This window comes from Streptomyces sp. 8N616 (genome assembly GCF_052246385.1).
In the GTDB taxonomy this organism is placed as follows: Bacteria; Actinomycetota; Actinomycetes; order Streptomycetales; family Streptomycetaceae; genus Streptomyces.
This window is the reverse complement of the sequence record NZ_JBQQBY010000031.1, coordinates 17,670-43,139: the sequence shown is the minus strand read 5'-3', so window position 1 is coordinate 43,139 and position 25,470 is coordinate 17,670. Positions and strand designations below refer to the sequence as shown.

23 protein-coding genes are annotated in these 25,470 nt (G+C 72.4%); 9 read left to right on the top strand and 14 right to left on the bottom strand.

What is annotated here, in order from left to right; all coding sequences use genetic code 11:
- Positions 1-7: 7 nt before the first annotated feature.
- The 3 genes from ACTWQC_RS25815 to ACTWQC_RS25805 all read right to left on the bottom strand — a co-directional run bounded on the left by ACTWQC_RS25815 (position 8) and on the right by ACTWQC_RS25805 (position 4,572).
- Positions 8-1,345: an ABC transporter substrate-binding protein gene (locus ACTWQC_RS25815; protein ID WP_443318183.1), complete on the bottom strand. Its 1,338-nt coding sequence runs from the start codon at positions 1,343-1,345 to the stop codon at positions 8-10.
- Entirely contained in the window at positions 1,342-3,078 is a 1,737-nt protein-coding gene (locus ACTWQC_RS25810; RefSeq protein ID WP_443318182.1) for a glycoside hydrolase family 13 protein, read from the bottom strand. Before ACTWQC_RS25810 ends, ACTWQC_RS25815 begins: the two co-directional genes overlap by 4 nt.
- A 219-nt stretch (positions 3,079-3,297) precedes the next feature.
- The gene (locus tag ACTWQC_RS25805) at positions 3,298-4,572 is read right to left on the bottom strand and encodes an ABC transporter substrate-binding protein (protein WP_443318181.1); all 1,275 of its coding nucleotides are present in this window, start codon (positions 4,570-4,572) and stop codon (positions 3,298-3,300) included.
- A gap of 172 nt (positions 4,573-4,744) precedes the next feature.
- Between ACTWQC_RS25805 and ACTWQC_RS25800 the strand changes: the two genes are divergently transcribed.
- From ACTWQC_RS25800 to ACTWQC_RS25790, 3 genes are all read left to right on the top strand, one after another.
- Positions 4,745-5,251 carry a PadR family transcriptional regulator gene (locus tag ACTWQC_RS25800; RefSeq protein ID WP_443318180.1) on the top strand — a complete coding sequence of 169 codons (507 nt, stop codon included), beginning with the start codon at positions 4,745-4,747 and terminating at the stop codon, positions 5,249-5,251.
- Complete coding sequence (locus tag ACTWQC_RS25795) at positions 5,248-6,066, top strand: ABC transporter ATP-binding protein (protein ID WP_443318179.1); 819 nt, start codon at positions 5,248-5,250, stop codon at positions 6,064-6,066. The genes ACTWQC_RS25800 and ACTWQC_RS25795 overlap by 4 nt, the downstream gene beginning before the upstream one ends.
- Positions 6,067-6,149: 83 nt before the next feature.
- On the top strand, positions 6,150-8,519 hold the full coding sequence (locus ACTWQC_RS25790) for an FtsX-like permease family protein (RefSeq protein WP_443318235.1): 2,370 nt from the start codon (positions 6,150-6,152) through the stop codon (positions 8,517-8,519).
- A gap of 228 nt (positions 8,520-8,747) precedes the next feature.
- On the opposite strand, the gene ygfZ is transcribed toward ACTWQC_RS25790, so the two are convergent.
- From ygfZ to ACTWQC_RS25775, 3 genes are all read right to left on the bottom strand, one after another.
- On the bottom strand, positions 8,748-9,713 hold the full coding sequence (gene ygfZ, locus ACTWQC_RS25785; RefSeq protein ID WP_443318178.1) for a CAF17-like 4Fe-4S cluster assembly/insertion protein YgfZ: 966 nt from the start codon (positions 9,711-9,713) through the stop codon (positions 8,748-8,750).
- Positions 9,714-9,723: 10 nt separating this feature from the next.
- The gene (locus tag ACTWQC_RS25780; RefSeq protein WP_443318177.1) at positions 9,724-10,191 is read right to left on the bottom strand and encodes a Fur family transcriptional regulator; all 468 of its coding nucleotides are present in this window, start codon (positions 10,189-10,191) and stop codon (positions 9,724-9,726) included.
- A gap of 121 nt (positions 10,192-10,312) precedes the next feature.
- Positions 10,313-10,876 carry an FABP family protein gene (locus tag ACTWQC_RS25775; protein ID WP_443318176.1) on the bottom strand — a complete coding sequence of 188 codons (564 nt, stop codon included), beginning with the start codon at positions 10,874-10,876 and terminating at the stop codon, positions 10,313-10,315.
- A 299-nt stretch (positions 10,877-11,175) separates the two neighbouring features.
- Between ACTWQC_RS25775 and ACTWQC_RS25770 the strand changes: the two genes are divergently transcribed.
- Complete coding sequence (locus ACTWQC_RS25770; RefSeq protein WP_443318175.1) at positions 11,176-11,538, top strand: DsrE family protein; 363 nt, start codon at positions 11,176-11,178, stop codon at positions 11,536-11,538.
- A gap of 56 nt (positions 11,539-11,594) precedes the next feature.
- On the opposite strand, the gene ACTWQC_RS25765 is transcribed toward ACTWQC_RS25770, so the two are convergent.
- From ACTWQC_RS25765 to ACTWQC_RS25735, 7 genes are all read right to left on the bottom strand, one after another.
- Complete coding sequence (locus ACTWQC_RS25765; RefSeq protein WP_443318174.1) at positions 11,595-11,852, bottom strand: DUF3099 domain-containing protein; 258 nt, start codon at positions 11,850-11,852, stop codon at positions 11,595-11,597.
- A gap of 155 nt (positions 11,853-12,007) precedes the next feature.
- A complete protein-coding gene (locus tag ACTWQC_RS25760) occupies positions 12,008-12,298 on the bottom strand; it encodes a DUF1416 domain-containing protein (protein ID WP_443318173.1) in 291 nt (96 codons plus the stop codon).
- Positions 12,299-12,351: 53 nt separating this feature from the next.
- Positions 12,352-13,191: a sulfurtransferase gene (locus ACTWQC_RS25755; RefSeq protein ID WP_443318172.1), complete on the bottom strand. Its 840-nt coding sequence runs from the start codon at positions 13,189-13,191 to the stop codon at positions 12,352-12,354.
- A gap of 441 nt (positions 13,192-13,632) precedes the next feature.
- Positions 13,633-14,382 carry an LmeA family phospholipid-binding protein gene (locus tag ACTWQC_RS25750; protein WP_443318171.1) on the bottom strand — a complete coding sequence of 250 codons (750 nt, stop codon included), beginning with the start codon at positions 14,380-14,382 and terminating at the stop codon, positions 13,633-13,635.
- A 245-nt stretch (positions 14,383-14,627) separates the two neighbouring features.
- Positions 14,628-16,001: a hypothetical protein gene (locus ACTWQC_RS25745; protein ID WP_443318170.1), complete on the bottom strand. Its 1,374-nt coding sequence runs from the start codon at positions 15,999-16,001 to the stop codon at positions 14,628-14,630.
- Between the two features lie 10 nt (positions 16,002-16,011).
- A complete protein-coding gene (locus ACTWQC_RS25740) occupies positions 16,012-16,257 on the bottom strand; it encodes a MoaD/ThiS family protein (RefSeq protein WP_443318234.1) in 246 nt (81 codons plus the stop codon).
- 237 nt (positions 16,258-16,494) lie between these two features.
- Entirely contained in the window at positions 16,495-17,541 is a 1,047-nt protein-coding gene (locus tag ACTWQC_RS25735) for an alpha/beta hydrolase (protein ID WP_443318169.1), read from the bottom strand.
- A gap of 251 nt (positions 17,542-17,792) precedes the next feature.
- On the opposite strand from ACTWQC_RS25735, the gene ACTWQC_RS25730 reads away from it, so the two are divergent.
- From ACTWQC_RS25730 to ACTWQC_RS25710, 5 genes are all read left to right on the top strand, one after another.
- Positions 17,793-18,653: a response regulator transcription factor gene (locus tag ACTWQC_RS25730; RefSeq protein ID WP_443318168.1), complete on the top strand. Its 861-nt coding sequence runs from the start codon at positions 17,793-17,795 to the stop codon at positions 18,651-18,653.
- A 24-nt stretch (positions 18,654-18,677) separates the two neighbouring features.
- On the top strand, positions 18,678-19,700 hold the full coding sequence (locus tag ACTWQC_RS25725) for a LacI family DNA-binding transcriptional regulator (RefSeq protein ID WP_443318167.1): 1,023 nt from the start codon (positions 18,678-18,680) through the stop codon (positions 19,698-19,700).
- A gap of 329 nt (positions 19,701-20,029) precedes the next feature.
- Complete coding sequence (locus ACTWQC_RS25720) at positions 20,030-20,968, top strand: S1C family serine protease (protein WP_443318166.1); 939 nt, start codon at positions 20,030-20,032, stop codon at positions 20,966-20,968.
- Between the two features lie 513 nt (positions 20,969-21,481).
- Positions 21,482-22,411, top strand: a complete 930-nt coding sequence (locus tag ACTWQC_RS25715) for a response regulator transcription factor (protein ID WP_443318165.1) — start codon at positions 21,482-21,484, stop codon at positions 22,409-22,411.
- A complete protein-coding gene (locus ACTWQC_RS25710) occupies positions 22,408-23,895 on the top strand; it encodes a sensor histidine kinase (RefSeq protein ID WP_443318164.1) in 1,488 nt (495 codons plus the stop codon). Before ACTWQC_RS25715 ends, ACTWQC_RS25710 begins: the two co-directional genes overlap by 4 nt.
- A gap of 134 nt (positions 23,896-24,029) precedes the next feature.
- Here the strand turns inward: ACTWQC_RS25710 and ACTWQC_RS25705 are convergent, their stop codons facing one another.
- A complete protein-coding gene (locus ACTWQC_RS25705; RefSeq protein ID WP_443318163.1) occupies positions 24,030-25,343 on the bottom strand; it encodes an LmeA family phospholipid-binding protein in 1,314 nt (437 codons plus the stop codon).
- Between the last annotated feature and the right edge of the window lie 127 nt (positions 25,344-25,470).

Sequence of the window (25,470 nt, the reverse complement as noted above, 5' to 3'; positions counted from 1 at the left end):
CGGGTCCTCAGTCCTGGGTGTCCTTGTACGCCTTGGCGGCGGCGGCCTCGAGCTTGCGAGCGGTGCCCTCGGGGTCGGACGGGTCGCGCAGGAAGTCCTGGAGCAGCTTCCACTCGCCCGCGCCCTTGGTTCCGCCGAAGGCGGCCGGGGCCAGGTCGGACAGGTCGAACCGCACCGAGTCGCCCGCCTTCACCAGCGCCTGCGCGCTCTTCCGGCTGGCGTCGTCCTGGTAGGCGTCCGGCTTCAGGCTCTCGTTGGGGGAGATGAAGCCGCCCGCCTTGGCCCACACCTCGGCCGCCTCGGGCGTCGCCATGAACTCGACGAGCTTCTGGGCGGCCTCGCGGTTCTTCCCGGCCTTGAGGACGGCCGCCGCGTCACCGCCGCCGACCACCGGTGTCTTCCCGCCCTTGACCGCCGGGAAGGGGAAGAACTTCGCGTCCTCGCCGACCTTCTTCTTGAACTCGCCGGAGACGATGCCGCCGACGAAGTCGCCCTCGTAGACCATCCCGGCCTTCGGGTCGTTGCCGAAGACCTGCTCGACGGACTCGGGGAAGTCGGTGCGCAGCGCGCCGGAGCTGCCACCGGCCACCAGGTTCTTGTCCTTGAACAGCTCGCCGAGCGTGGTCAGGGACTTCACCACGGTGGGGTGGGTCCACGGGATCTTATGCTCGGCCAGCTTGTCGTAGTTCTCGGGCCCGGCCTGGGAGAGGTAGACGTTCTCGAACCAGTCGGTGAGGGTCCAGCCGTCCTCGCCCGCGACGGAGAACGCGGGCAGACCCGAGTCGGAGACGGTCTTGCCAGCCTTCAGCATCGCGTCATAGGTCTTCGGCGGCTCGACCCCGGCCTGCGTGAAGGCGTCCGGGCTGTACCAGACCGTCGACTTGTTGGACGCCTTGAAGTAGAGGCCGTAGTACTTGCCGTTGACGGTGCCGTAGTCCCGCCACACGGGTGCGAAGTGGATCCCGGCCTTCTCGTAGACGTTGGCGGAGAGGGGCTGGAGCCAGCCCTTGCCCGCGAACTCCTTGAGGACGCCGGGCTGCGGCACCATCACCACGTCGGGGGCATTGCCGCCCTCGATCTTGCTGCCGATGACAGTGGAGACGTTGTCGCCGGTGGAGATGAAGTTGACCTTGGCGCCGGTCTTCTCGGAGAAGGCGTCCAGCACCTTCTTGAAGTTCTTCTGCTCGACGCCGGTCCACACTCCGGCGACCGTGACGGACTGGCCCTTCAGCTCCTGCTTGCCGGAGCTCCCGCTGCCGCTTCCGCCGCAGGCGGTGGCGGTCAGGGCGAGGCCGAGGGCCGCCGCGCCGGTCGCGGCTATGCGTCGTCTCGTGGCGTGGCTCATGAGGTGATTCCCTTCGAGGAGTCGGCGGAGTTCGTGGAGTCCGTCGAGTTGGCGGGGTTGGCCGGGTTGCCGGGGGTCTTGGGGGTGTCCGGGGTGGCGGCGGGGTCGCTGATCCACCAGGCGGCGGTGGAGGCGGGGAGGATCCCCGGCGGGCAGTCGCCGCTCGCGAGCAGCGGGGCACCGGCGGCCGGCGCCGGTACGGAGCCGAGGCCGAAGTTGACCGCGCAGACCAGCCCGTCGCCGCGTACGAACGCGAGGACCTGCGCTGGCTCGGTCTCGAGCCAGCGCAGGGTCCCTTCGCCCAGCTGCGGCAGGCTGCGGCGCAGCGCGAGACCGTCGCGGTAGAGGTGCCAGAAGGAGCGGGTGTCGGTCAGCGCCCGGTCGGTGGCGTGCTGCGCGAACCACTCGGGCTGCGGCAGCCACGGCCGGGCCGCGCTGCCGGCCGCGGTGAAGCCGAACGGCGAGGCCTGTCCGGACCAGGGCAGCGGCACCCGGCAGCCGTCGCGTATCCGGAGGCGGCTGCCGGTCCTGCGGAAGATCGGGTCGGTGAGCACCTCGTCGGGCAGGTCGTCCACCTCGGGCAGACCCAGCTCCTCGCCCTGGTAGACGTACGCGGCGCCGGGCAGCGCGAGCATCAGCAGGGCGGCGGCTCGGGCCCGCGCGGTACCGACCTCGGTGGACTCGCCCGCGTAGCGGGTGACGGTCCTGACCTGGTCGTGGTTGTTGAGCACCCAGGTGACGGTGGAGCCGGTGCCCGCGATGTCGGTGAGCGCCTCGGAGATGGCCTTCCGGAAGGCGTCGACGTCCCACTGGGCGCTGAGCAGGTCGAAGAAGAACGCCTGGTGCAGCTCGTCCGGGCGGACGTACTCGGCGTGTTCGCGGGGCGTCGGCACGGACACCTCGCCGACCAGCAGCCGGTCGAGCCCGTCGCGCGCCGTGTACTCCTCGCACACCGCACGCCAGTCGCGCCACACCTGGTGCACCTCGGGCTGGTTCCAGGCCAGCGGGTTGACCGAGTCGCGGGCGCGCTCGTCGGCCTCCGGGTCGGGCGAGTCGGGGAGCGAAGGGTGCTTGAACAGGCCCGCGGCCACGTCGATCCGGAAGCCGTCGACCCCGCGGTCGAGCCAGAAGCGCAGCACCTCGTCGAAGGAGTCGCCCACGGCCGGCTCGCGCCAGTTGAGGTCGGGCTGCTCCGGGGTGAACAGGTGGAGGTACCACTGGCCGGGCTCGCCGTCCGCCTCGGTCACCCTGGACCAGGCGGGGCCGCCGAACATGGCCCGCCAGTTGTTGGGCGGCAGTTCGCCGTGTGCGCCGCGCCCGTCGGCGAAGTGGAAGCGGGCGCGGGCCGCGCTGCGCGGGCCGTCCTCGAGCGCCGCGCGGAACCACGGGTGCTCGCTGGAGCAGTGGTTGGGGACGATGTCGATGAGGATCTTCAGGCCGAGCCGGTGGGCGTCGGCCACGAGGTGGTCGAACTCGGCGAGGTCGCCGAAGACCGGGTCGACTCCGCAGTAGTCGGCGACGTCGTAGCCGTGGTCGTGGTGCGGGGACGGATAGAACGGGCTGAGCCAGATGCCGTCCACGCCCAGCTTCTTGAGATACGGCAGTCCCGCCCGGACGCCGGCCAGGTCGCCGATGCCGTCCCCGGTGCTGTCGAGGAAGCTGCGGACGTAGACCTGGTAGATCACCGCATCCCGCCACCAGTGCTGGGGGGAGGCGGCCGTGCCTGTGTGCATTCCCGTTGACCCGTCTGTCCGACTCGGTGCGCCTCGCGATCCTCCGCCCTGGCGCATGATGCATGCATGTTAAGTAGCCGTGTCGAACGGGTGTCAATGAGTGCGCAGGAAAATGCCAAGCAATGCAAGGCGAGTTGTCCGGGTTTGCATGGATTATTGACGAGGTGCCTGTAGATAACAGGTAACTAATCGCCCTGAAGTCGGCCCTGGGATCGAGCCTCAGCCGCGGCGGACGATCGCCCCGAGCTCCCGCGCCAGCCGCGCGACCGCGTGGTCCGGGGTCTCCCGCTGCGCCATCGCGTCGTGCACGACGGCCTGGACCGCCAGGTTCACCTGCTCGTACCGCGGGCTCTTGGGGCGCGGCCTCGCGTCGAGCACGCTCTGCCGGAGCGTGGGCAGATACGGGTAGCGGCGCACCAGCGCCGGGTCGGTGTACAGATCGGCCCACACGGGCGGCAGCGCACCCTCGGTGAGCACCTGCCGCTGGACCCTCTCGCTCGTCAGATAGCCCAGCAGATCCGCCGCGGACTCCTTGTGCCGGGAGTGTGCGTTGACCGCGAGGTTCGAGCCGCCGAGCACGCCCACGGCGCGTCGCTGCGGCCCCGGCAGCGGGACCACGCCGAACTTCCCCGCCACCTTCGAGTCCCCGCGGCTCGCCAGCCTGTGGACGTACGGCCAGTTGCGCAGGAAGAGAAGTTCGCCGTTCTGGAAGGCCCGGCGGGACTCCTCCTCCTTGTACGTGAGCGCCTGCTCGGGGATCCACCCCTCCCGCACGCCGTCGGTCAGGAACGCCAGCCCCTTGCGGGCGGCCTCGGAGTCCACGGTCACCCGGGCGCCCTCGTTCGCGAGGACCGAGCCGCCGGCCGACTGCACGGCCTCGATGGCGTTCACCGTGAGGCCTTCGTACGGCAGGAACTGCCCGGCGTAGCCGTCCAGGCCGTACTCCGGGGCCACGGTCTTCGCCAGCCGCTTCAGCTCGGCCCAGGTGCGCGGCGGCCGCTCGCCCGCCTTGTCCAGCACGTCCTTGCGGTAGTAGAGCAGGCCCGCGTTGGTGACGTACGGCAGCGCGTGCAGCCGGCCGCCGAAGGTGGCGGTCTCCACCACGGGCGGCAGGAAGCGCTTGATGGGGAAGCGGTCGGCGTCCAGCGGGGCGATCCAGCCCGCCGCCGCGAACTCGGAGGTCCAGGCGACGTCGATGTTGAGCACGTCGAAGCGGTCGCTGCCGGAGCGCAGGCTGGTGGTCATCTGGGCGCGGACCTCGTCCGCGGCCTCCGGCAGTTCGACCAGGGTGACCTTCTCGGCGGGGTGCGTACGGTTCCAGTCGTCGAGGACACCGCGCAGATAGCTGGTCAGGTCCCCGCCGGTCACCAGCGTCATGGGGCCGCGGCCGTCGCCGTCCGCCACCTCACCGGCCCTGGCGCCCGTACCCGCATAGCCCACGAGGATCAGCGCTGTTGCCAGGAGCCCCCTACCCGCGGCACGTGTCCACCGCATAGGTTCCTCCTTGGCACACCGGCGCCGGCCGCCCTGCCGACTTCCGCGCCCCTGTATACCTGTTAGGCATGCGCGATACTAGACGTCGCGGACATATCCGAGGGCGATCCGGCTCACAGCCCGGAGCTGTCGGCTAACGAGTAGGTAACGGCGGGGAGGGAGGAGGGCGAGCGTGCGTCTGTCCCTCCTCGCGCTTCTCGCCAAGGGCCCGGCCCACGGCTACGAGCTGAAGCTGGCCCTTGAGAAGCTCCTGGGTGCCGCGTACCCTCAGCCCAACGTCGGGCAGATCTACGTGACCTTGGGCAGGCTGGAGAAATCCGGGCTGATCGAGGGCGAGGACGTCACCCAGTCGAGCCGGCCGAACAAGCGCATCTACCAGCTCACCGACGCGGGGCGTGAGGCGGTGGCCGCGTGGTTCGACGAGCCGACGGAAGAGCCGCGGGTGCGGGACGAGTTCTTCATGAAGCTCGCCATCGCCCCGGAAACGGGCATGGCCGACCAGATCGCCCTGATCAACAAGCAGCGCCGCCACTACCTCAACACCATGCGTGATCTGTCGAAGCTGGCCGCGACCGAGGACCGGGACAACCGGGTCGCGCAGCTGCTCATCGAGGGCGCGATGCTGCATCTGCAGGCGGACCTCGACTGGTTGGAGCGCTGTCAGGAGGAGCTGGAATGAGCCGCGAGCGCAGCCAGAGCCAGGGAGCCGCAGAAGCGGCTCCCATCGTCAGAGCCGAAGCTCTGGTCAAGACGCACCGGTCCGACGGCGCCCCCGTCAGGGCCGTACGCGGAGTGGACCTGTCCGTCGAGCACGGCGAGTTCGTGGCCGTCACCGGCCCTTCCGGCGCCGGCAAGTCCACCCTGCTCCACCTGCTCGGTGGCCTGCACCGGCCGGACAGCGGGCGCATCTGGCTCGAGGGCGCGCGGGTGGACACCTACAGCGAGGCCCGCTGGGCGCTGCTGCGCCGCCGCCGCATCGGCATCGTCTTCCAGTTCTTCAACCTGGTCTCCCACCTGACCGTGGCCGACAACGTCGAGCTGCCCGCGCTGCTCGCGGGCAGCTCGCCGCGGCAGGCCAGGGAGAGCCGCGCCGAGCTCCTCGCCGACCTCGGCCTCGACGGCAAGGAGAACAGCACGCCGGGCGAGCTGTCCGGCGGCGAGCAGCAGCGCGTCGCGCTCGCCCGCGCGCTGGTCAACCAGCCAGGCCTGCTGCTCGCCGACGAGCCCGCGGGCAGCCTCGACAGCAAGGGCACCCGTGAGGTGCTGCGGCTGCTGTCCCGCTACCACGAGCGCGGCCAGACCATCGTGCTGGTCACCCACGACGCCCGGATGGCGAGCGCCGCGGACCGGGTGATCAGCCTCTTCGACGGGCGGATCGCCGACGACGCGAAGCTCGGCGGCAGCGACGGCGACAGTGACGGCGACGGTGACGGCAAGCGCGGCGGCAAGCGGCGCCCGGGTGGCGTCTCCGGCATGCTCGAGCTGAAGGGCTGACCAGGATGCGGGCCGTCGCTGTGCGCTGGGCACGTCTGCGTGCCGCCGCGGTGCGCGGGGTGACCGGACCGCAGCGGCTGGCCCTGGGTGCCACCGCGCGCTGGGTGCGCGCCGACCTCCGGGCGCACCGCGGCGAATCGCTGTTCCTGGTCCTCGCCACGGCCGGGATCATCGTCTCGCTGCTGCTCGCGGGCGCCTTTCTGGCGTACGCGGCGAACCCCTGGCAGCGGGTGTTCACCCAGTCCTCCGGCGCCCACGTCTGGATCCAGACCAAGGGCACGGCCGACCCCGCGGCCGACCCCGCGGCGCTCGCCGGTCTCGACGAGGTCGATGCCGCGTCCGGGCCGTTCAGCACCGCAGGCGCCACCGCGGAGCTCAGCGGCGCCAGGGCCACGGTGCAGCTGCGCGCCGCCGAGGCCGATCCGCCCGACGTGGCGCGCCCGTTGGTGACCGCCGGCCGCTGGCTCGGGGCGGGAGCGGGCGAGGGTACGGGATCGGGCGCGGGCGCGGAGAGCGGGATCGTGCTGGAGAGCTCGCTCGCCCGCGCGCTGTGGGCCGAGCCCGGCGACTCGCTCAAGGTCCGCGGCTCCGGCGGGGCCGTTCAGACCCTCCGCGTGACCGGCATCGCGGACACCGCCGAGCCGCAGTACAGCCCGGGAGAGACCCCCGGCACCGCCTGGGTGCTCCCCTCCGCCCTGCACCGCGTAGAGCCCGACGAATTCCGCCGCGGCCAGACGATCGGGCTGCGGCTCAGCGAACCCGACGACACCGACTTCGCCGTCCAACAGGCCGTCACCAAGCTCGGCGCCGACCAGATCGCGAAGGTCTCCACCTGGCAGGGGGCGCGGGCCGACGCCGAAGGCGGGGACCGCCTTCTCGGGCTGCTGCTCGGCCTGTTCGGGCTCGGAGCGCTGCTGGCCGCGGCCCTCGCCGTGGCCGGGGCGATCAGCACCAGGATCCGCGGCCATCTGCGGGACATATCGATCCTCAAGGCCATCGGGTTCACCCCCGCCCAGCTCGTCCGCACCTTCCTCGTCGAGCACGCGGCCCTGGCCCTGCTCGGTGTGGCCTGCGGGGCGGTCCTCACCGAGGTGCTGGGTCCGCGGATGCCCGGCCGGGTCGGCGAGGCGATGCGGCTGTGGCAGGCGCTGCCCGCCCACACCTGGATCCCGCTGGCGATTCCGTTCGGCGCGCTGCTGCTCATCACCTGTACGACGGGACTGGCCGCGTGGCGGGCCGGCCGCGTCCCGCCCGTGCCCGTCGCCCAGGCCGCGATGCCCGCGGGGCGCCGGAGCATGCCCGGAACGGTGCGGCGGGCCCTGGGCCTGCGCCTCCCGCCGGCCCTGGTGCTCGGCTGGCGCGGCGCCTTCCACTCGCGGGCGCGCGGCCTCGCCGCCGCCGCCCGGCTCGCCGTTCCGCTGCTGCTGATCACCGTGGTCCTCGGGGCCTGGACCACCCTGGACCGCTTCGAGGCCCACCCGGAACAGGTCGGACTCCCCGCCGCGCTCACCGTCCGCGGCGACGATCTCGACGGCGGCACGGTACGGCGGATGCTGGCCGACCGCCCGGAGGTGACCGCGGCCTACCCGGGTGCGGAGGTCGAGGCGCTGGTCCCCGGCCAGACCGGCACGATCACACTGCGCGGCCTGGGCACGGCCCGCGACCCGTACCCCTTCACCGTCGCCGAGGGGCGCGCCGCCCACGGGCCCGACGAGGCGGTCGCCGGGCAGGGGCTCCTCGACCTGCTCGGTGTGGAGGTCGGCGACTGGGTGCGCATGACGGTCGAGGGCAGCCCGCAGGTGCTGCACATCGTCGGGCGCAGCATCGAGCCCGAGGACGGCGGCCGGGTGATCTCCACGGCCGTCGACACCCTGCGGGAGGGGGACGCCACGCTGCGGCCCGGCTTCTACCACGTCGTGCTCGACCGGGACGCCGACCCCGCCGCGGTCGGCGCCCGCCTGTCGGCATCCGCGGCGGCGCAGGCGCAGGGCGGGCAGCTGGACGTACGGGAGATCCCCAACCCGGTGGACGAACTGTCGGCCGTACGCGGTGTGCTGGCCGGACTCGTCACCGTCCTCGCGCTGATCGGCCTCGCCGAGCTCTCGACGACGATCGGCGCGGGCGTGCGCGACCGCCGCCGGGATCTGCTCGCGCTCAAGGCCATTGGGCTGACCCCGCGCCAGATCATCGCGGTGATCGTGGCCGGGACGGGCTTCACCGCGCTGGCCGCGGCGGTGGCCGGGACGGCGACGGGCGTCCTGGCGGCCGGCTGGCTGATCGACCTGCAGGGCAGCTCGAGCGGCATCGGCGCGGGTATCGCCCAGCAGCCCCCGCTCGCGGCCCTACTGCTGGTCGGCGCGGCGGCGGTGGCGGGCGCGGTGGCCGTCTCGGTCCTGCCGGCATCCCGCGCCGTACGCCAACGCCTCGCGGACACCCTGAGCGACACACTCTGACCGCCCCCGGACACCGCGGCTTCCGCCGCCCGCCGCGGGGCGGCGTCGGCCGGAGACGTGCGCTCCGGGCTCCCTGCCGGGCAGGCGACCGGGGCCCCGGTTCGGCGAAGTCGCGGGCGCGGGCCGCGTCGGTGGCTCGCCGTGGCCCGGTGCCGTCGGTCCGGCGAGGCCCGGGCCATGGCAACAGGGCGCCGGGCCTTCGTCGCGGAGTCGCACCGGCCGTGAGGCCTACGGCTCGACGACGACTTCCTGCGCCGCAGCCGTCGCGTCCACGATCAGCTCCGCGTCCACCGGCACATTCCGCTTCACCAGTGCCAGCGCGATCGGCCCCAGCTCGTAGTGGCGCGCCGACGTCGTGACGAAGCCGAGCTGGCGCCCCTCCTCGCCGTCCGCCGCCAGCCGCACCGGCGCCCCGTGCCCCGGCAGCTTCACCTCGCTGCCGTCCAGGTGCAGGAAGACCAGTCGGCGCGGCGGTTTCCCCAGGTTGTGGACCCGCGCCACGGTCTCCTGGCCCCGGTAGCAGCCTTTGTCCAGGTGGACGGCCGTGTCCAGCCAGCCCACCTCGTGCGGGATCGTCCGGTGGTCGGTCTCCAGGCCGAAGCGCGGCCGGTGCGCCTCCACGCGCAGCGCCTCCAGCGCCATGACGCCGATCGCCGGTCCGTTCGCCTCGGCGAATTTCTCCAGGGAGGCGCGCGGCAGGAAGAGGTCCCGGCCGTGCGCGGTCTCCCGTACGACGACACCGTCGGGCGTCTCGGCGATCGAGCCCGCGGGGAGGTGGACGACCCCGTAGTCGCCCGTCGCGTCCTTCACCTCGACCCGGTAGAAGAACTTCATACCCTCCAGGTAGGCGATCAGGTCGCCCTGCGTGCCCGGCTCGACGTGCGCCCACGTCGTCTCGCCGTCGTCCACCAGGTAGAGCGCATGCTCGATGTGACCGTGCGCGGACAGCACCAGCGCCTCGGTGGCCTGGCCCGGCGGCAGTTCTGTGACGTGCTGGGTGAGCAGCAGATGCAGCCAGCTCAGCCGTTCGGGGCCGCTGATCGTGACGACGCCGCGGTGCGAGAGGTCCACGAATCCGGTGCCGCCGGCGAGCGCGCGCTGCTCGCGGAACAGATCGCCGTAGTGCGCGGCGACGCCTTCATCGGGGGCCTCGGCGGGAACCGCGCCGGGCAGCGACAGCAGGGGGCTCTTCATAGCTATTAGCCTACGGTCCGGTAGGCGGGCCGGTAGTGGGCCCACCACCTGACGTGGCCTTCTTCACCGTGCAGTCCCGGCACCTGCCGAAGATGGCGAAGTGTTTCAGATCGGTGTCGAAGCCGAAGGACTCCCGCAGCTGGTCGGTGAAGCCCGAGGCCACCGACACGTCGGCCTCGATCACGTCCGAGCAGTCCCGGCACACCAGGTGCAGATGGTGGTGCCGGTCCGCCAGGTGGTACGTGGGGGCCCCGTGCCCGAGGTGGGCATGGCTGACCAGGCCGAGCTCCTCCAGCAGCTCCAGCGTCCGGTACACCGTGGAGATGTTCACGCCACCCGCGGTGCGCCGCACCTCGGTGAGGATCTCGTCCGGAGTCGCGTGCTCCAGCTTGTCCACGGCCTCCAGTACGAGCTGGCGCTGCGGGGTCAGCCGGTACCCGCGCCTTCTGAGGTCGCTCTGCCAGTCGGTGGTCACCACACGGTCAGTGTAGGAGGGGTGCCGCCCGCAGTGGCCTCGCCGACGGCGATCAAGTGTCGGCGCACCCTGCCGACCACGCGGCCGCCTCCTTGAAGAAGGCGATCTACTTGAAGAACGCGATCTACTTGAAGAAGGCGATGCCGTCGTCCGGCAGGTCCTTGAGGTCCTTGGCCCACTCGCGGGGGTCGACGACCTTCTTCAGATGCGCCGACATGTACGGGCGCAGCTCCACCTCGGGGGAGGATTTCTCGCCGACCCACATCAGGTCGCCCTTCACGTAGCCGTAGAGCCGCTTCCCGCCGGAGTACGGCCCCGAGGCGGCGGTACGGGCCACGGCGTCGGTGGCCAGGTCGATCTGCGGCTTCTTGTCGGCCAGCTCGCCGTACCAGACCTCGGCGACGCCCTGGTCCCGGACCATCACGACCTCGACCTTGCGGTCCTTGTCGATCCGCCAGTAGCCGGTCTCCGTCTCCAGCGGGCGGACCTTCCGGCCCTCGCTGTCCAGGACCCAGGTGTGCGAGACGTACTCGAGGAAGTCCCGGCCGTCGTGGTTGAAGATCACTTCCTGGCCGAAGTTGCACTTCTCGTCACCGGGGAAGTCGAAGACGCCCGCCCCTTCCCAGTGGCCGAGAAGGAAGGCGAGGGGGACGAGGTCCGGGTTGAGGTCGGACGGGATCTCGATCATGAGCTCAGGCGATCTGTGGGGAGAGTGGGGACCGTGCGTGCGATCAGCGCTGGCCCTGGAACAGCTTCTTCACGGTCAGCCCGGCGAACGCGACCACGCCGACGGCGACGAGGACCAGCATGGCGGTGAAGAATGCATCAAGCACGAGCGCGCTCCTCGGACGGAGTGAGGGTTGTCCGGCTTACGGACTGACGGACCTCGACCGAGTCTAGTCTGCGGCGCAGGGGCCGGTGCGGCCGGGCCCGCAGCCCGCCGCAGGCGCGCGCCATGATCTGCCGTAGGCGCTCTAGAGTTGACGCATGGCGAAGAAGCTCGTGATCAAGGTGACGGCCGGGACGGACGCGCCGGAACGGTGCTCGCAGGCCTTCACGGTGGCGGCGGTCGCCGTGGCCAGCGGGGTCGAGGTCTCGCTCTGGCTGACCGGCGAGTCCGCGTGGTTCGCGCTGCCGGGGCGGGCGGCCGAGTTCGAGCTGCCGCACGCCGCGCCGCTGCCCGAGCTGCTCGAGTCGGTTCTCGCGGGGGGCCTGGTCACGCTGTGCACGCAGTGCGCGGCGCGCCGGGAGATCACGGAGAAGGACGTGATCGAGGGGGTGCGGATCGCGGGGGCGCAGGTGTTCGTGAGCGAGGCCGTGGCGGACGGCGCGCAGGCTCTCGTCTACTGAGCCCGACCCCGTAACCCCGTAACCCCGTAACCCCGTAGGCCCGAAGGTCCGTGCCCCTAGTGGCGGCGCTTGCCGTCCAGCTCGTCCCACCAGAGGTCGGACTGCGGGTCTCCCGAGGGGTCGTCCCACCAGCGGTCGTCCGGGCCGCGGCGGTTCGCGACGATCGCCGCGACGGGCGGGATGACCATCGCCGTGATGCACATTCCGACGGCGGCGGGCACCGACCAGAGGCGCACGGCTCCCCAGGCCAGGACGAAGAGTCCCAGGCACAACCCCATGAGGACGAAGTACCGCCGACGCCGCACCGCGTACATACGTCCAGCGTACGGCCCGCGCCCGCAGCGTGATCCGCGGTTCGGCCCGCAGCGCGGAGGCTGCAGACAGCGCGGAGGGCCGCACCCGCAGAGCCTGTCCAACCCTGGGGTGCGGCCCTCCGGCCGTACGAAGCGCGTACGCGCGCGTGCCGTCGTCAGACGGCGATGGCGACCTCGGCCGCGGCGCCCTGCTGGGCGACGACGGTGCGGTCCACCGTCCCGCCCGGCACGAGGGCGCGCAGCGTCCACGTGCCCGGGGCGGCGAAGAAGCGGAACTGTCCGGTCGCCGAGGTCGGAACCTCGGCGGTGAACTCGCCGCCGCCGTCGAGGAGGCGGACGTAGCCCGAGACGGGCTCGCCGTCGCGGGTCACGGAACCCTGGATGATCGTCTCGCGGGCCACGTCAACACCTGCCAGTTCCGGGCCGCCGGCCTTTGCTCCACACATGTGCGTCCTTGTCTCTCAGGAGGGGGTTCGGGGTCTGTCGTTCAGCCGTCGGCTCAGGCGTTGGCGCCGAGCTCGATCGGCACGCCGACGAGGGAGCCGTACTCGGTCCACGAGCCGTCGTAGTTCTTGACGTTCTCGACGCCGAGCAGCTCGTGCAGCACGAACCAGGTGAGCGCGGAGCGCTCGCCGATCCTGCAGTACGCGATGGTGTCCTTCGCCAGGTCCACCTGCTCCTCGGCGTACAGCTCCTTGAGCTCGTCGTCCGACTTGAAGGTGCCGTCGTCGTTGGCGTTCTTCGACCACGGGATGTTGCGGGCGCTCGGCACGTGGCCGGGGCGCTGCGACTGCTCCTGCGGCAGGTGCGCCGGGGCGAGCAGCTTGCCGCTGAACTCGTCGGGCGAGCGCACGTCGACCAGGTTCTGGCTGCCGATCGCGGTCAGGACGTCGTCGCGGAAGGCGCGGATCGCGGTGTTCTGGGCCTTGGCCTTGTACTCGGTGGCCGGGCGGGACGGGACGGCCTCGACCAGATCGCGGGAGTCGAGCTCCCACTTCTTGCGGCCGCCGTCGAGGAGCTTCACGCTCTCGTGGCCGTAGAGCTTGAAGTACCAGTAGGCGTAGGAGGCGAACCAGTTGTTGTTGCCGCCGTAGAGGACCACTGTGTCGTCGTTGGCGATGCCCCTCTCCGACAGCAGCTTCTCGAAGCCCTCCTGGTCGATGAAGTCACGCCGCACCGGGTCCTGGAGGTCCTTCTTCCAGTCGATGCGGACGGCGTTCTTGATGTGGTTCTTGTCGTAGGCCGAGGTGTCCTCGTCGACCTCGACAATGACCACCTTCGGGTCGTCGATGTGGGCCTCGACCCAGTCGGCGTCCACGAGGACGTCACTGCGGCTCATGTTCTTCTCCTCCGGGGCAGTTGCGGATGCGCGAGCGGTTGCGGCTGCGCGGTCGCGCGTGGCTGTACGGGGTGCGCGACGACGCGCGGCCGCTTCGATGGAGCGGGAGGGGCCCCAAGGGGCCTGCGGAAAGCGGGAGTCGGGACTCCTGCTCAGAGAGTGCGACAGAGCATGGCGGCGACACGGCACAGGTCGACTGCCCGCCGCTTCGTGAGATCCGCCTGTCGCTTCATGCCCCGATCGTAAGGAGCGCGCACTCCCCATGTCACCGGCGTGTCAAATATTGAGATGCATATGTCCGCGATACGGGACCGGTGGGGCGCGGGGCCGCGGCGGGAGGCGGGCGCTGTACAGCCGATGGGCACTCCTTCTGCCTTGCGGACAGCGCCGTCTCACGATCTGACTACCCGGCTACCGCGCCAACGGCTACCCGGATCCCGGCTACCCGGCCAGCGAGACGTCCGTACCCGTGCCGGAGAACTCAAGGCCGCCCTGGGTCGCCGTGATCTTGTCGAGCTTGATGCTGCTGGGCAGGCCGTCGATCTTCAGGTCGTAGTCGAGCACCTGGCGCACCTTGGCGTCCAGCCCGGGGACCGGCAGCCGCGGCAGGCCGTCGGCGCGCAGCCGCACCGTGTCGCCGCCGGAGAGGACGACCGTGCTGTACGTGGTGATGGTGCGGCCCTTGAGGAGGTCGGCGAAGGGGCCGGGCACGCCGATGCCCGCGCCCTCCAGCAGGTCGGTGAGCGGGCCCGTGACCTTGACCTGGCCCTTGCCCGCCCTGTCGGCACCGGCGTAGCCCACCTTCGCGCCCTTGGGAGCGGCCTCCGTCAGATCCGTGTAGGAGATGCGTGCCGAGCCGGTCACGCGGTCCGCGGTCGCGGACGAGAAGCTGCCGTCGATCCGTACGTCCCGCAGCTCGGCCTCGACCTCGGCCACCTGGACCGAGTGGCCGCCCGCGCTGGCCGTGACCCCGGTGAGGCCCACGTCCACCTCGTCGAGTTGCTTGCTCGCGACCTGGGTGAGGAAGGGGAAGCCCTTGATCGAGACCTCAGGGCTGCTGGTGAGCCCCTGACTGCTGCGGATCTTCTCTGCCGCCTCGTCCTCGGCGAGGGCGACGGCCAGGCGGTCGGCCGCCACGAACAGGCCCCCCAGGACGACGGCGATGATCAGAACTATTCGCAGTGCGCGCATCGAGCTGTTTCCCCACCCTCTTGATCAGACCCCGTTGTCTCGCGAGCCTAACGGCACTTCATGGCGAACGACGGTTGCACTCGAAAGAGTGAAGGGGTGTCGCGGCCTGAGGCCCCCCTTCCGGCTGCGGACGATATGCGGCTCCGCCGCGTGGGGCTCCGCCGCGTGGGGGCTTCGCCCCAGACCCGGGGTCCAGGGCGGAGCCCGCTGTGGGGTCCTGCAGGGAATGACCCGCCGGACTCGCCTCAGCCGATGGCGCGGGCCAGCACGTAGACGGCGGGCGCGGCCGTGGCGAGCGGGAGCGCGACCCCGGCCGTCATGTGGACGAAGCGGGACGGGTAGTCGTAGCTCGCCACGCGGAGCCCGATCAGCGCGCAGCCGCCCGCAGCCGCGCCGAGCAGCGCGCCGGACGCGCCGACGCCCGTCGCCCCGCCCGCCGCGATGCCCGCGCCCACGGCCGCGATCAGCGCGGCGGCGGGAGAGACGTAGGGCGGCAGGCGCAACGCGCGCGTGACGGTCGCGACGGCGACCGCGGCGGCACCGATCACCACCGCGTCGGAGGAGACGGCGGAGGCGGCGAGGTGGCCCGCCGCGAGCACGGTGAGCGCGGTGGACGCGACGCCTGCCGTCAGCGCGTACAGCCGCTCGTCCGGCGAACTGTGGTTGCGCAGCTGGAGGATCAGCACCAGCAGGCACCAGACGCCGAGCGTTCCCAGGGCCACGGTCGGGGCGTGCTCGCGGGCGGTCGCGAGCAGGGCGATGTCGGTGGTGACGCCGCCCGCGAAGGCCAGGGCGATGCCCTGGCGGGCGGGCCACATGCCGTTGAGCCGGTACCAGCCCGCGGCCGTCAGCGCCTGCAGCAGGACGACGGGCACGGCGAGCGCGGGGCGGGCCGGCGGGCCGGTCAGCAGCGCGGCGAGCGCCAGCAGGGCCGACAGGCCCGCAGTGAGCAGCGCGGGCTGCATTCCGGGCGGAATGATCGGCGACCGCCCCTCCGCGCGGGCCAGCTGCGCGGGCGTGAGGGGCGAGGCCGGGGCGCCGCGGGTGACGGCGGCGGGGGCGACCGTCGCGGCGCCGCCCGCGGCCCGGCCACCGGCGGCCACGCCCGCGTGGGCGCCCCCCTCCGGGTGCGCCCGGCCCCCGGCGGGGAAGGCGTCGGCGGCCTGGTGCTGGGACGGCGGCAGCGCGCCGCTCTGCTCCGGGGGCAGCGGGCCCGGGCCCTGGGCGCGCGCGGGTGGGAAGTGGGCGGCGCCCGCCGCGCCCGCAGGATCGTACGGCGCGTGGTGGACGGTGCCGGTGTCCTCGTGGGTGGGGCCGTGCCAGGTCAGGGTCTGCGGGTCCTCATAGGCGTGGCCGGACGAGGCGGCGGGCGGCTGCCAGTCCGGCTGCCGCGCGTACGGGTCGCCCGGCTCGTACGGCGCGTACTGGTGGCGCGGCTCGTACGGCGGCTGGTTCGGGTCCCCCGGGTGCCCGTTGTTGGGATGCCCGTTGTGGGGATGCCCGCTGTTGGGGTGCCCGTTGTGGGGGTGTCCGTCGTAGGAATGCGGGTCGCGGGGGCGGGAGTCGTACGGATCGTGCTGCCCGTACGGTCCGTGCGGATTCTGCGGCTGGTCGTTCATGGCTTCGCGCTCATCCTCCTGCGAACGGCGGGAGCACCTCGACCGTGCCGCCCTCGGCCAGTGTCACCGTGTCGTGGCCGCGGGTCCCGACCGGGTCCCCGTCGACCAGGAAGGAGCAGCGCAGCAGCACGCGGGCGAACTCCGGCCGCGCGCCGTGCCGTTGCCGCGCCGCCTCCAGGGCCTCGGCGAGCGTCGCCGCCTCGTACGGCTCCTCCGCCGTCTGTGCGGCGGCCTTGGCCGCGGCCCAGTAGCGGATCGTGCCGCGGGGCCTGCGGCCCTCGCCGGCTTCGCCGTCCGCGGCCGCGGCGGCGTTCCCGTGCGGTGTGGCCTGCGCTGCGGCCATGGGGGCTCCTGTTCTCGGTTCCGTCGTCCCGGCCCGTCGTCGTCCGGTTCCGCGACGGCGCTCTCGCGGTGCGCCGCACTCCATGATGGCGGGTGCCACCGACAACCCGTACGAGGACGGGCCGCCGGACTCGAGCCGAACAGCGGGGCCCTACCGGGCCGCCACCAGCCACTCGGCGATCCGGTGCAGCAGAGTCGGGTCCGCTGCGTTCTCCGCGTGTCCGAGGTCCGCCTCGATCCACAGCTCGGCCGCGCCGTCGGGCGCCGCGTCCGCCAGCGAGTGCGGGTGGTCGAGCGGGAAGTACGGGTCCCGGTCGCCGTGCACGATCAGCAGCGGGACCGGCGGGATCAGCGGCACTGCCTCGACGGGGGCCAGCGGCACCGGGTCCCAGTCCTTCGGGTGGATACGGGTGCGCAGCCCGAACCGGCCGACGAGCCGGCCCAGGCGCCGCTGCACGACCCAGTGCAGCCGCCGCATCGGCGCGGTGCCGCGGTAGTACCAGCGGGCGGGGGCGCTGATCGCCACGACGGCGTCGGTGTGCGTGCCGGCAGGCGCGTGTGCGGCGACGGCAGCGCGCCCCGGTGGAAGTGAATCCGTGCGCCCCCCGTGCTCCGGATGCTCCTGTGCACCGCTTGACGATCCTCCGTACGCCCGAACCGCCGCTGCCGCCGACCTGTAGAGAGCCGCGTGCCGGATGACCACGGAGCCGCCCATGGAGAAGCCCACCGTCGCCACGCGCGCGTGCCCCAGCGACCGCGCCCACCGCACCACGGCCGCCACGTCGAGCACCTCGCGATCGCCGACGGTGGACCGTCCGCCGGAGCGTCCGTGGCCCCGGAAGGAGAACGTGATCACGGCCGTGTGCTGGGCGAACGTCCGCGCCGCCCGCTGCAGCGCGGGCCGGTGCAGCGAGCCGCTGAAGCCGTGCGCGATCACGATGGCCAGGTCGCCGCGCGGCGTTGTGCCGTCGCCGCCGCCGTCCGTCGCGCCGGCGGCCGGCCCGGCGGTACCTCCCGGAGCGCCCCGAGTGCCCGAGGTGCCCGGAGTGCCCGGGGCGCCCGCCCAGGGCTCGTATGCGGCCTCGATCCGTACGCCGTCCTCTGTCAGCAGCCAGGTCCGCCGACGCACCTGACGAACACCCGAAGTGATGGAGGAAACACAAGGCAGTACGAATTCGGCCTCTGGTCCGGAGCTCATGTGGGCTATTCTTGCTCGGAAGAGGATCCGGGCAGCGTAGCCCCCGGGTCCTTTCGTGCTTCTCGGCGGCTTGTGCGCGGATGAGCGCGGGCGTGCTCCAGGGCGCGGAGCCGCCGCACGACGGTACAGAGCAGTGCCACATACGTCCTCGCATGGGACCGAGGAGGAACCGACGTAATGGGCAAGCGAAGCATTCCGGATCGTACGATCCGGGCATACGGGTACGACCCCGCGACCGAAGGGGGCCGCCGATGAGCTCACTCCTGCTTCTCACGAACGCCCTGCAACCCTCCACCGAGGTGCTGCCGGCTCTCGGCCTGCTGCTGCACAGCGTGCGCGTGGCCCCTGCAGAGGGCCCGGCTCTGGTGGACACCCCCGGCGCCGATGTGATCCTCATCGACGGGCGGCGCGACCTCCCGCAGGTGCGGTCCCTGTGCCAGCTTCTTCGCTCCACGGGCCCCGGCTGCCCGCTGATCCTCGTCGTGACGGAGGGCGGGCTCGCCGCCGTCACCGCGGACTGGGGCATCGACGACGTCCTGCTCGACACGGCGGGCCCGGCCGAGGTCGAGGCCCGGCTGCGGCTCGCGATGGGCAGGCAGCAGATCTCGGCGGACGACAGCCCGATGGAGATCCGCAACGGTGACCTGTCGGTCGACGAGGCCACGTACAGCGCCAAGCTCAAGGGCCGGGTCCTCGACCTGACCTTCAAGGAGTTCGAGCTCCTGAAATACCTCGCGCAGCACCCGGGGCGGGTCTTCACGCGCGCGCAGCTGCTCCAGGAGGTGTGGGGCTACGACTACTTCGGCGGTACGCGGACGGTGGACGTCCACGTGCGGCGGCTGCGGGCGAAGCTCGGGCCCGAGCACGAGTCGCTGATCGGGACCGTACGGAACGTCGGCTACCGCTTCGTCACGCCGGAGAAGGTCGACCGGGCGGCGCGTGCCGCGGCAGCCGAGGAGGCCAAGGCGGAGGCGGCGGCGCAGGACGCGGCGGCTGCGGCTGCGGCGTCGGCGGAGCGTGCTGCCGGTACCGCGGACGACGAGCCCGAGGTGGCATCCGGGGGCGCGCTCGAGGGTGTCCAAGCCATTGCCGTACGCCCTGCGAAGGGCTGAGTCATCCCGCGTAGACTGCCCGCCGTGGCCAAGGTGACGCGTGACGATGTGGCAAGACTGGCGGGGACCTCGACCGCGGTTGTCAGCTACGTCATCAACAACGGACCCCGGCCGGTCGCTCCGGCCACCCGCGAGCGGGTACTCGCAGCGATCAAGGAGCTGGGGTACCGGCCGGACCGGGTCGCCCAGGCCATGGCCTCACGCCGTACCGACCTCATAGGAATGATCGTCCCGGACGCGCGGCAGCCGTTCTTCGCGGAGATGGCACACGCGGTGGAACAGGCTGCCGCCGACCGCGGAAAGATGGTCCTGGTCGGGAACTCCGACTACCTGGACGAGCGCGAGGTCCACTATCTGCGGGCCTTCCTCGGCATGCGGGTGGCCGGGCTCATCCTGGTCAGCCAGGGGCCCAGCGAGCACGCGGCCGCGGAGATCGACGCCTGGGACGCGCGCGTGGTGCTGCTGCACCGGCGGCCGGACGCGATCGACGACGTGGCCGTGGTGACGGACGACGTGGGGGGCGCGCAGCTCGCCACCCGGCACCTGCTGGAGCACGGACACGCGTACGTGGCCTGCCTCGGCGGCGTCGAGTCCACCCCGGTCTTCGGCGACCCGGTGACCGATCACGTCGAGGGCTGGCGGCGCGCGATGCGCGAGGCGGGGCGGCCGACGGAGGGCCGCCTCTTCCACGCCCAGTACAACCGCTACGACGCGTACCAGGTGGCGCTCGGCCTGCTGGGCGGGCCCGACCGGCCCCCGGCGATCGTGTGCGCGACGGACGACCAGGCGATCGGCGTGCTGCGGGCGGCGCGGGAGCTGCGCATCGACGTACCGGGGGAGCTGGCGGTCGCCGGCTTCGACGACGTGAAGGAAGCGGCCCTGACGGACCCGCCGCTCACGACCATCGCCTCGGACCGCGAGGCGATGGCGCGGGCGGCGGTGGACCTGGTACTGGACGACGGCTTGCGGGTCGCCGGCGCGCGGCGCGAGCGGCTGAAGCAGTTCCCGTCGGCGCTGGTGGTACGGAAGTCCTGCGGCTGCCGCTGACCTCGCCGGTCCGGCCGCCCGCTTCGCGGGAGCCAAGCACCGGCGGGGGCAGTCGCGCCCGCCGCACGTCGCGAGGCCGCGTCTGGGCCACTTGCGTCGCGCGCCCGCGGCGGGGCGGTCGCGGTCTTTCGGGGCGGGGCTGCGGTGGGGGTGTTTATGCCGGGCATACGCGCTTCTGCCGGGGTTCTCACGGCGTACTCAGCGCGTTCTCATGTTGCGTGCTCATCGTCGAGGGCATGACCGACAACGATGTGATTCGCAGTCCATACGGCCCGGGCCCGGCTCCGTACGATGCCTCGCATCCCGCGCCGCCGGTTCATGAGCCTCAGGTGCCCGGCACCGCACCGGGCGGGCATCGGCGTGCGCGGCGGCCCGTGGCGCTGATCGCCGCGGTGGCCATCGTCGCGGCCGCGGTCGGCGGCGGTTCGGCGCTGCTCGCCGAGAACCTCACCGGGCGGTCGGCCGGCAACGGAAGCCCGGTCAACGGTACGGCCACGTCGAGGTCGGTTTCGACGGGCGGCACCGTGACCGGTGTCGCCGCCGCCGTCGGCCCGAGCGTCGTCGAGATCACCGCGACCTCGCAGACCGGTCGGTCCACCGGCTCCGGCGTCATCACGACCTCGGACGGCGAGATCCTGACCAACAACCACGTCATTTCCGGCGCCTCCTCCATCAAGATCACCTTCAGCAACGGCAAGACCGCCACCGCCGAAGTCGTGGGCACGAACCCCGACTTCGACATGGCGCTGGTCAAGGCACAGGACGTCAGCGGGCTGAGGGCCGCCGTGCTCGGCGACTCCGACAAGGTGAAGGTCGGTGACGAGGTCGTCGCCATCGGGTCGCCCGAGGGTCTGTCCGGGACTGTGACCAGCGGAATCATCTCCGCCCTCGACCGCGACGTGACCGTCCAGAAGGAGGACGGTCAGGGGAGCCAGGGGCAGGGTCAGGGGCCCGGCGGCGACGGGCAGTGGCCGTTCGAGTTCGGCGGCGGGCAGTACAACGGCGAGGTGGGCGGGACCACCACCACGTACAAGGCTCTGCAGACCGACGCCTCGCTCAACCCGGGCAACTCCGGCGGCGCCCTGGTCAACATGCGCGGCGAGATCATCGGCATCAACTCGGCGATGTACTCACCGACGTCGGCCGCCGGTGCGCAGTCCCGCGACGCGGGCAGCGTCGGCCTCGGCTTCGCGATTCCGATCAACAAGGTCAAGCAGATTCTCGACGACCTGCGCGACGGCGGGAGCGGGAGCGGTGGCGGCAGCTGAGCCGTCGGCTGGCCGTTGACCGACGGCCGGCCGGTCCACCTCGGCGTTTCTGTTCCTCTCCGCGGGCTGCGGGCTGCGGAGCTCCGCCGCTCGGTCGCTCGGTCGCGGCTTCGTGCGGCCGGGAGTGGCGAGGCTGGGGCGTTGTCCGCGGACACGCCTGGTCGGCGGGCCGGCGGCTCCGCGCAGGTGCGCGGGTCGGTGCGGTGCCATCGCAGGAGTGACCGGGATGTCCTGCACGCAGCGCGCGCCCGCCCTGCAACCCGCGCGTCCCGCGCCGGGGTTGCGCCAGTGGCGGCCTGCGCCGCCCGCATGCCCCCCGTGCCTCGCGGCGGCTGCGCCGCGCGGGCGCTCGGCGTGCGAGGCTGGCAGCGTCCGCATCCCGCACCGCCCCCGCACCACCCCGCCCCGCCCCGGCCACAGAGTTCCGCCGTCGGCCACAGGGCCTCGCCCCGCCCGCGCCGCGGCACCGCGCGCCGAGCCGCTCGTAGAAGACAACCCGAGGTAGCAGCCCCCATGAGTCCCGCCGAAGGCGACCACCGCGACGCCCGCGACCACCGCGACGCCCGCGACCACCGCGACCACCGCGACGCCCGCGATCACCGCGATCACCGCGTCCTGATCGTCGACGACGAGCCCGCCGTGCGCGAGGCGCTGCAGCGGAGCCTCGCGTTCGAGGGGTACGGCACGGAGCTCGCCCTCGACGGTCTCGACGCGCTGGAGAAGGTCGGCGCGTACGAGCCCGATCTCGTCGTGCTCGACGTGCTGATGCCGCGCATGGACGGGCTCACCGCCGCGCGCAGGCTGCGCGCATCCGGCGCGACCGTGCCCATCCTGATGCTGACCGCGCGCGACACGGTCGGCGACCGCGTCACCGGCCTGGACGCCGGGGCGGATGACTACCTGGTCAAGCCGTTTGAGCTGGACGAACTGCTGGCCCGGATCCGCGCGCTGCTGCGCCGCAGCTCGTACGCAGTGGCGGCCGGGGTGCCCGAGCCGGAGGGGCGGCTGCTGGCGTTCGGCGACCTGCGGATGGACCTCGCCACGCGCGAGGTCACGCGGGGCGGGCGGACGGTCGAGCTGACGCGCACGGAGTTCACGCTGCTGGAGATGTTCCTCTCCCACCCGCGGCAGGTGCTGACCCGCGAGCAGATCCTCAAGGCCGTATGGGGCTTCGACTTCGAGCCGAGCTCCAACTCCCTCGACGTCTACGTGATGTATCTGCGCCGCAAAACCGAGGCGGGCGGGGAGCCGCGGCTGGTGCACACGGTGCGCGGCGTCGGTTACGTGCTGCGCGGCGGAGCCGGCGCGGTCGGCGGGGTGGGCGGGGTCGGAGCGGTCGGAGCGGTCGGAGCGGTCGGCGGGGACGTCGCCGAGAGCGGGACCGGCGGGCCCGGCGGCACTGGCGGGGGCGGCGGGCCCGGCCAGGACGGCGGGGCAGCATGATCCGCCGCTTCGGCCGGCTGCCGCTCCGCTCGCGGCTCGCTCTGCTCACTACGGTCGCGGTCGCCGTGGCCGTGGCGGTGTGCGCCATGGTGTGCTGGTTCCTGGTCCAGCGGGCGCTGATCAATTCGCTCGACGACTCCCTCGGGGAGAGCCGCAGCAGCTTCCCCGACCGCGATGTCATCTCGCTGCTCAACTCCGGTCGATGCCGGGCGACTCCGCCCCCCGAGGCCCAGCAGGGTCTCGGCGACCCCTTCAGGGCGACGATCCAGGTCGTGACGAGCGACGGCGCCGGTTGCGTCGTCCTCGGCGCGCAGTCGCTGAATGTGACGGACGCCGACACGGCCGTGGCGAACGGCAGTTCGCCCGAGGCCGTGCACGACGCCAAGGGCTCGAACGGCGCCGAGTACCGGGTGCTGACCACCCCGCTGCGCGGCACCGACGCCGCCGTGTCCGTCGCCCGCCCCCTGGCCGAGGTCAACGACACCCTCAATACGCTCGCCCTCGTCCTCACCTTCGTCGCCGGGGCAGGCGTGATCGGTGCGGCGAGTGCCGGGCTGTGGATCGCGCGGGCCGGGCTCAGGCCGGTGGACCGGCTCACGGACGCGGTCGAGCACGTGGCGCGTACGGAGGACCTGGCGGTCCGTATCCCGGCTGAGGGCGAGGACGAGATCGCCCGGCTCTCGCGGTCGTTCAACTCGATGACCGCCGCACTCGCCTCGTCCCGGGACCGGCAGCAGCAGCTGATCGCCGACGCGGGACACGAGCTGCGCACTCCGCTCACCTCGCTGCGTACCAACATCGAACTGCTGGTGCGCAGCGAGGAGACCGGCCGTGCGCTCCCGGCCGAGGACCGGCGCGCGCTGCTGGACTCGGTGAAGGCGCAGGTCGTCGAGCTGGCTGCGCTCATCGGCGATCTGCAGGAATTGTCCAGGCCGGACGCGGCGGCCGGGAGCGGGCCCGCGGACATCGTTGCGCTGCACGAGATCGCCGGCCGGGCCGTACGGCGGGTCCGGCTGCGCGGCTCCGGCCTGAAGATCACGGCCGATCTCGACCCCTGGTACGTCCGGGGCGAGCCCGCGGCCCTCGAGCGGGCCGTGGTCAACCTCCTCGACAATGCTGTGAAATTCTCCGGGGGTTACGGGGGTTACGGGGGTTACGGGGGTTACGGGGGTTACGGGGGACGTCCCCCGGGAGACAGCAGTAGCCCTTCAGGTGGTTTGGTCGAGGTCGCCCTCAAGAGCGGGGAGTTGACCGTACGGGACCATGGGCCCGGCATCCCGGACGACGAACTGCCGTATGTCTTCGAGCGCTTCTGGCGTGCGCCCTCGGCGCGCAGCCTGCCGGGCTCCGGCCTCGGCCTGTCGATCGTGGCCCGTACGGTCCAGCAGGCTGGCGGCGAGGTGGGCCTCCGGGCGGCGGTAGGCGGCGGCACGGTGGCCGCTGTACGGCTGCCGGGGGCGGCGACACCGCCCCCGGCGTGCTGATCTCCGGCTGCCCGCCGCGGCTGGCCGAGCCCGGCGCCGCCGTGCCGTCTCCCGGCCGGGGCTCATGGCGACCGGTCGGCTCGGCTCCCCCCGACTACCGCTGGTAGGTGGCCCCAGCCGGTCCGCCGGAAGGGCTAACGGTCGCCGAACGGGAGGTCCATGCCGGACAGGTCGACGCGGATGCCGTCCTCCTCGACCGAGATGTCCCGCAGCCGCACGTACCCCGGCACGTCCGGCAGTTCGAAGGCCAGCGAGAGCCGCTCCGACAGCTGAGGCTGTGTCAGCTTCATCAGCCCCGCGACCAGCGCCGGGTCGATGCCGACCTTCTTCAGCAGCCAGGGGTGCTCGGCGACGACATCGACGAGGTTGAGCCCCATCACCTTCTCCACGAAGCGCGGCGCCCCGGTCACCTCGTGCAGCCGCTCGTCGCTGCGCAGCGTCTCCTCCAGGACCGACGGCGGCACACCGAGCCGCTGCGCCAGCGACGGCACCGACAGCAGCGCCTTCGCCTGAGCCATGTCGCGCCTGACCCGCTCCGCCGCCTTGCGGGTGAGCTGCAGCCCGGCGCGCTTGCCCGGCCGGTACGTCGCCACGTCCGCGACGTCGAGCCGCATCCCCGCGATGTCGGTCTCGATGCCCCGGCCGCCCACCCGCCGGATGTGCGCCTCGGCCCGCATCCGCAGCTCGTGCCCCGCCACCGGCAGCTTCCCGACCGCGAGCACCGAGTTGTGGCCCATATCGGTGAACTTCACCTGTGAGGAGCCGAGCTCCCGGTTCAGGTCGTCGAAGGACAGCAGCACATCGCCCCGCATCCGCCCGATGAGCGCGCCGCGGATGGAGGCGGGCAGGCTGCCGGAGAGCCGTATGTCCTCGGCTGTCGCCTCCACCTTCGCGAGCGAGACCCGGTCGGCCGCGACATCCGGAATGGCGACATCCACGCGGCCCAGCCGCTTGTCCGCCATCTGGGTCAGGAACGGGAAGCCGTGGATGGTGACTTCGGGTTCGGCGGCGAGGTGGAGCGAGTCCTTGAGCTTCTCCTGGGCGCGCTGCTCGGCGTAGAGCACGGCCCAGCGGTCGGCGACCGTCAGGAACGCGGCCGCGACGAGGACCGCGACGACTGCCTTCGCGGCGACCGGAAGGGCGGCGAATCTGCCGCGGCGGCGGCGCGAACGGCGGTGGTCGGGCGGCGCCCACTCGTCCCCGGCCTCGTCGTCGTCCTCCCGGAGCCCGAGGCCGAGCGGGTCATCGTCGTCCGAGTGGCCGTACCCCGCGTCATCCGCATAGTCCGCGTAGTCCTCTTCGGGCTCGGCGAGCGCGGCCAGATCCTCGTACGGGTTGCGCGGCGCCGGGGGCCGGACGCGGGGGACCTCAAGGGTCTCGGAGAGGCGCGGGGCATAGCCGCCGGCGGCCGAACTCTGTTGTGAGGGTATGCGTGTGGGGGGTCGCATCGGGATATCCGATCACGTAAGTCGCCCTCGAACGCAAGTTTTGGCGTCGTTACTCGGCCAGTGCGTCCGATTTCACACGGCCCCCGTCGAACCTAGACTCGCAGGCACTGTCGGCAGGCTGTCCCGG

Excerpts from the sequence above, each read along its gene's own strand:
- ACTWQC_RS25815 (WP_443318183.1), bottom strand. The coding sequence starts at position 1,345 with ATGAGCCACGCCACGAGACGACGCATAGCCGCGACCGGCGCGGCGGCC.
- ACTWQC_RS25810 (WP_443318182.1), bottom strand. The coding sequence starts at position 3,078 with ATGCACACAGGCACGGCCGCCTCCCCCCAGCACTGGTGGCGGGATGCG.
- ACTWQC_RS25805 (WP_443318181.1), bottom strand. The coding sequence starts at position 4,572 with ATGCGGTGGACACGTGCCGCGGGTAGGGGGCTCCTGGCAACAGCGCTG.
- ACTWQC_RS25795 (WP_443318179.1), top strand. The coding sequence starts at position 5,248 with ATGAGCCGCGAGCGCAGCCAGAGCCAGGGAGCCGCAGAAGCGGCTCCC.
- ygfZ (WP_443318178.1), bottom strand. The coding sequence starts at position 9,713 with ATGAAGAGCCCCCTGCTGTCGCTGCCCGGCGCGGTTCCCGCCGAGGCC.
- ACTWQC_RS25775 (WP_443318176.1), bottom strand. The coding sequence starts at position 10,876 with ATGATCGAGATCCCGTCCGACCTCAACCCGGACCTCGTCCCCCTCGCC.
- ACTWQC_RS25770 (WP_443318175.1), top strand. The coding sequence starts at position 11,176 with ATGGCGAAGAAGCTCGTGATCAAGGTGACGGCCGGGACGGACGCGCCG.
- ACTWQC_RS25765 (WP_443318174.1), bottom strand. The coding sequence starts at position 11,852 with ATGTACGCGGTGCGGCGTCGGCGGTACTTCGTCCTCATGGGGTTGTGC.
- ACTWQC_RS25760 (WP_443318173.1), bottom strand. The coding sequence starts at position 12,298 with ATGTGTGGAGCAAAGGCCGGCGGCCCGGAACTGGCAGGTGTTGACGTG.
- ACTWQC_RS25755 (WP_443318172.1), bottom strand. The coding sequence starts at position 13,191 with ATGAGCCGCAGTGACGTCCTCGTGGACGCCGACTGGGTCGAGGCCCAC.
- ACTWQC_RS25750 (WP_443318171.1), bottom strand. The coding sequence starts at position 14,382 with ATGCGCGCACTGCGAATAGTTCTGATCATCGCCGTCGTCCTGGGGGGC.
- ACTWQC_RS25745 (WP_443318170.1), bottom strand. The coding sequence starts at position 16,001 with ATGAACGACCAGCCGCAGAATCCGCACGGACCGTACGGGCAGCACGAT.
- ACTWQC_RS25735 (WP_443318169.1), bottom strand. The coding sequence starts at position 17,541 with ATGAGCTCCGGACCAGAGGCCGAATTCGTACTGCCTTGTGTTTCCTCC.
- ACTWQC_RS25730 (WP_443318168.1), top strand. The coding sequence starts at position 17,793 with ATGAGCTCACTCCTGCTTCTCACGAACGCCCTGCAACCCTCCACCGAG.
- ACTWQC_RS25715 (WP_443318165.1), top strand. The coding sequence starts at position 21,482 with ATGAGTCCCGCCGAAGGCGACCACCGCGACGCCCGCGACCACCGCGAC.
- ACTWQC_RS25710 (WP_443318164.1), top strand. The coding sequence starts at position 22,408 with ATGATCCGCCGCTTCGGCCGGCTGCCGCTCCGCTCGCGGCTCGCTCTG.
- ACTWQC_RS25705 (WP_443318163.1), bottom strand. The coding sequence starts at position 25,343 with ATGCGACCCCCCACACGCATACCCTCACAACAGAGTTCGGCCGCCGGC.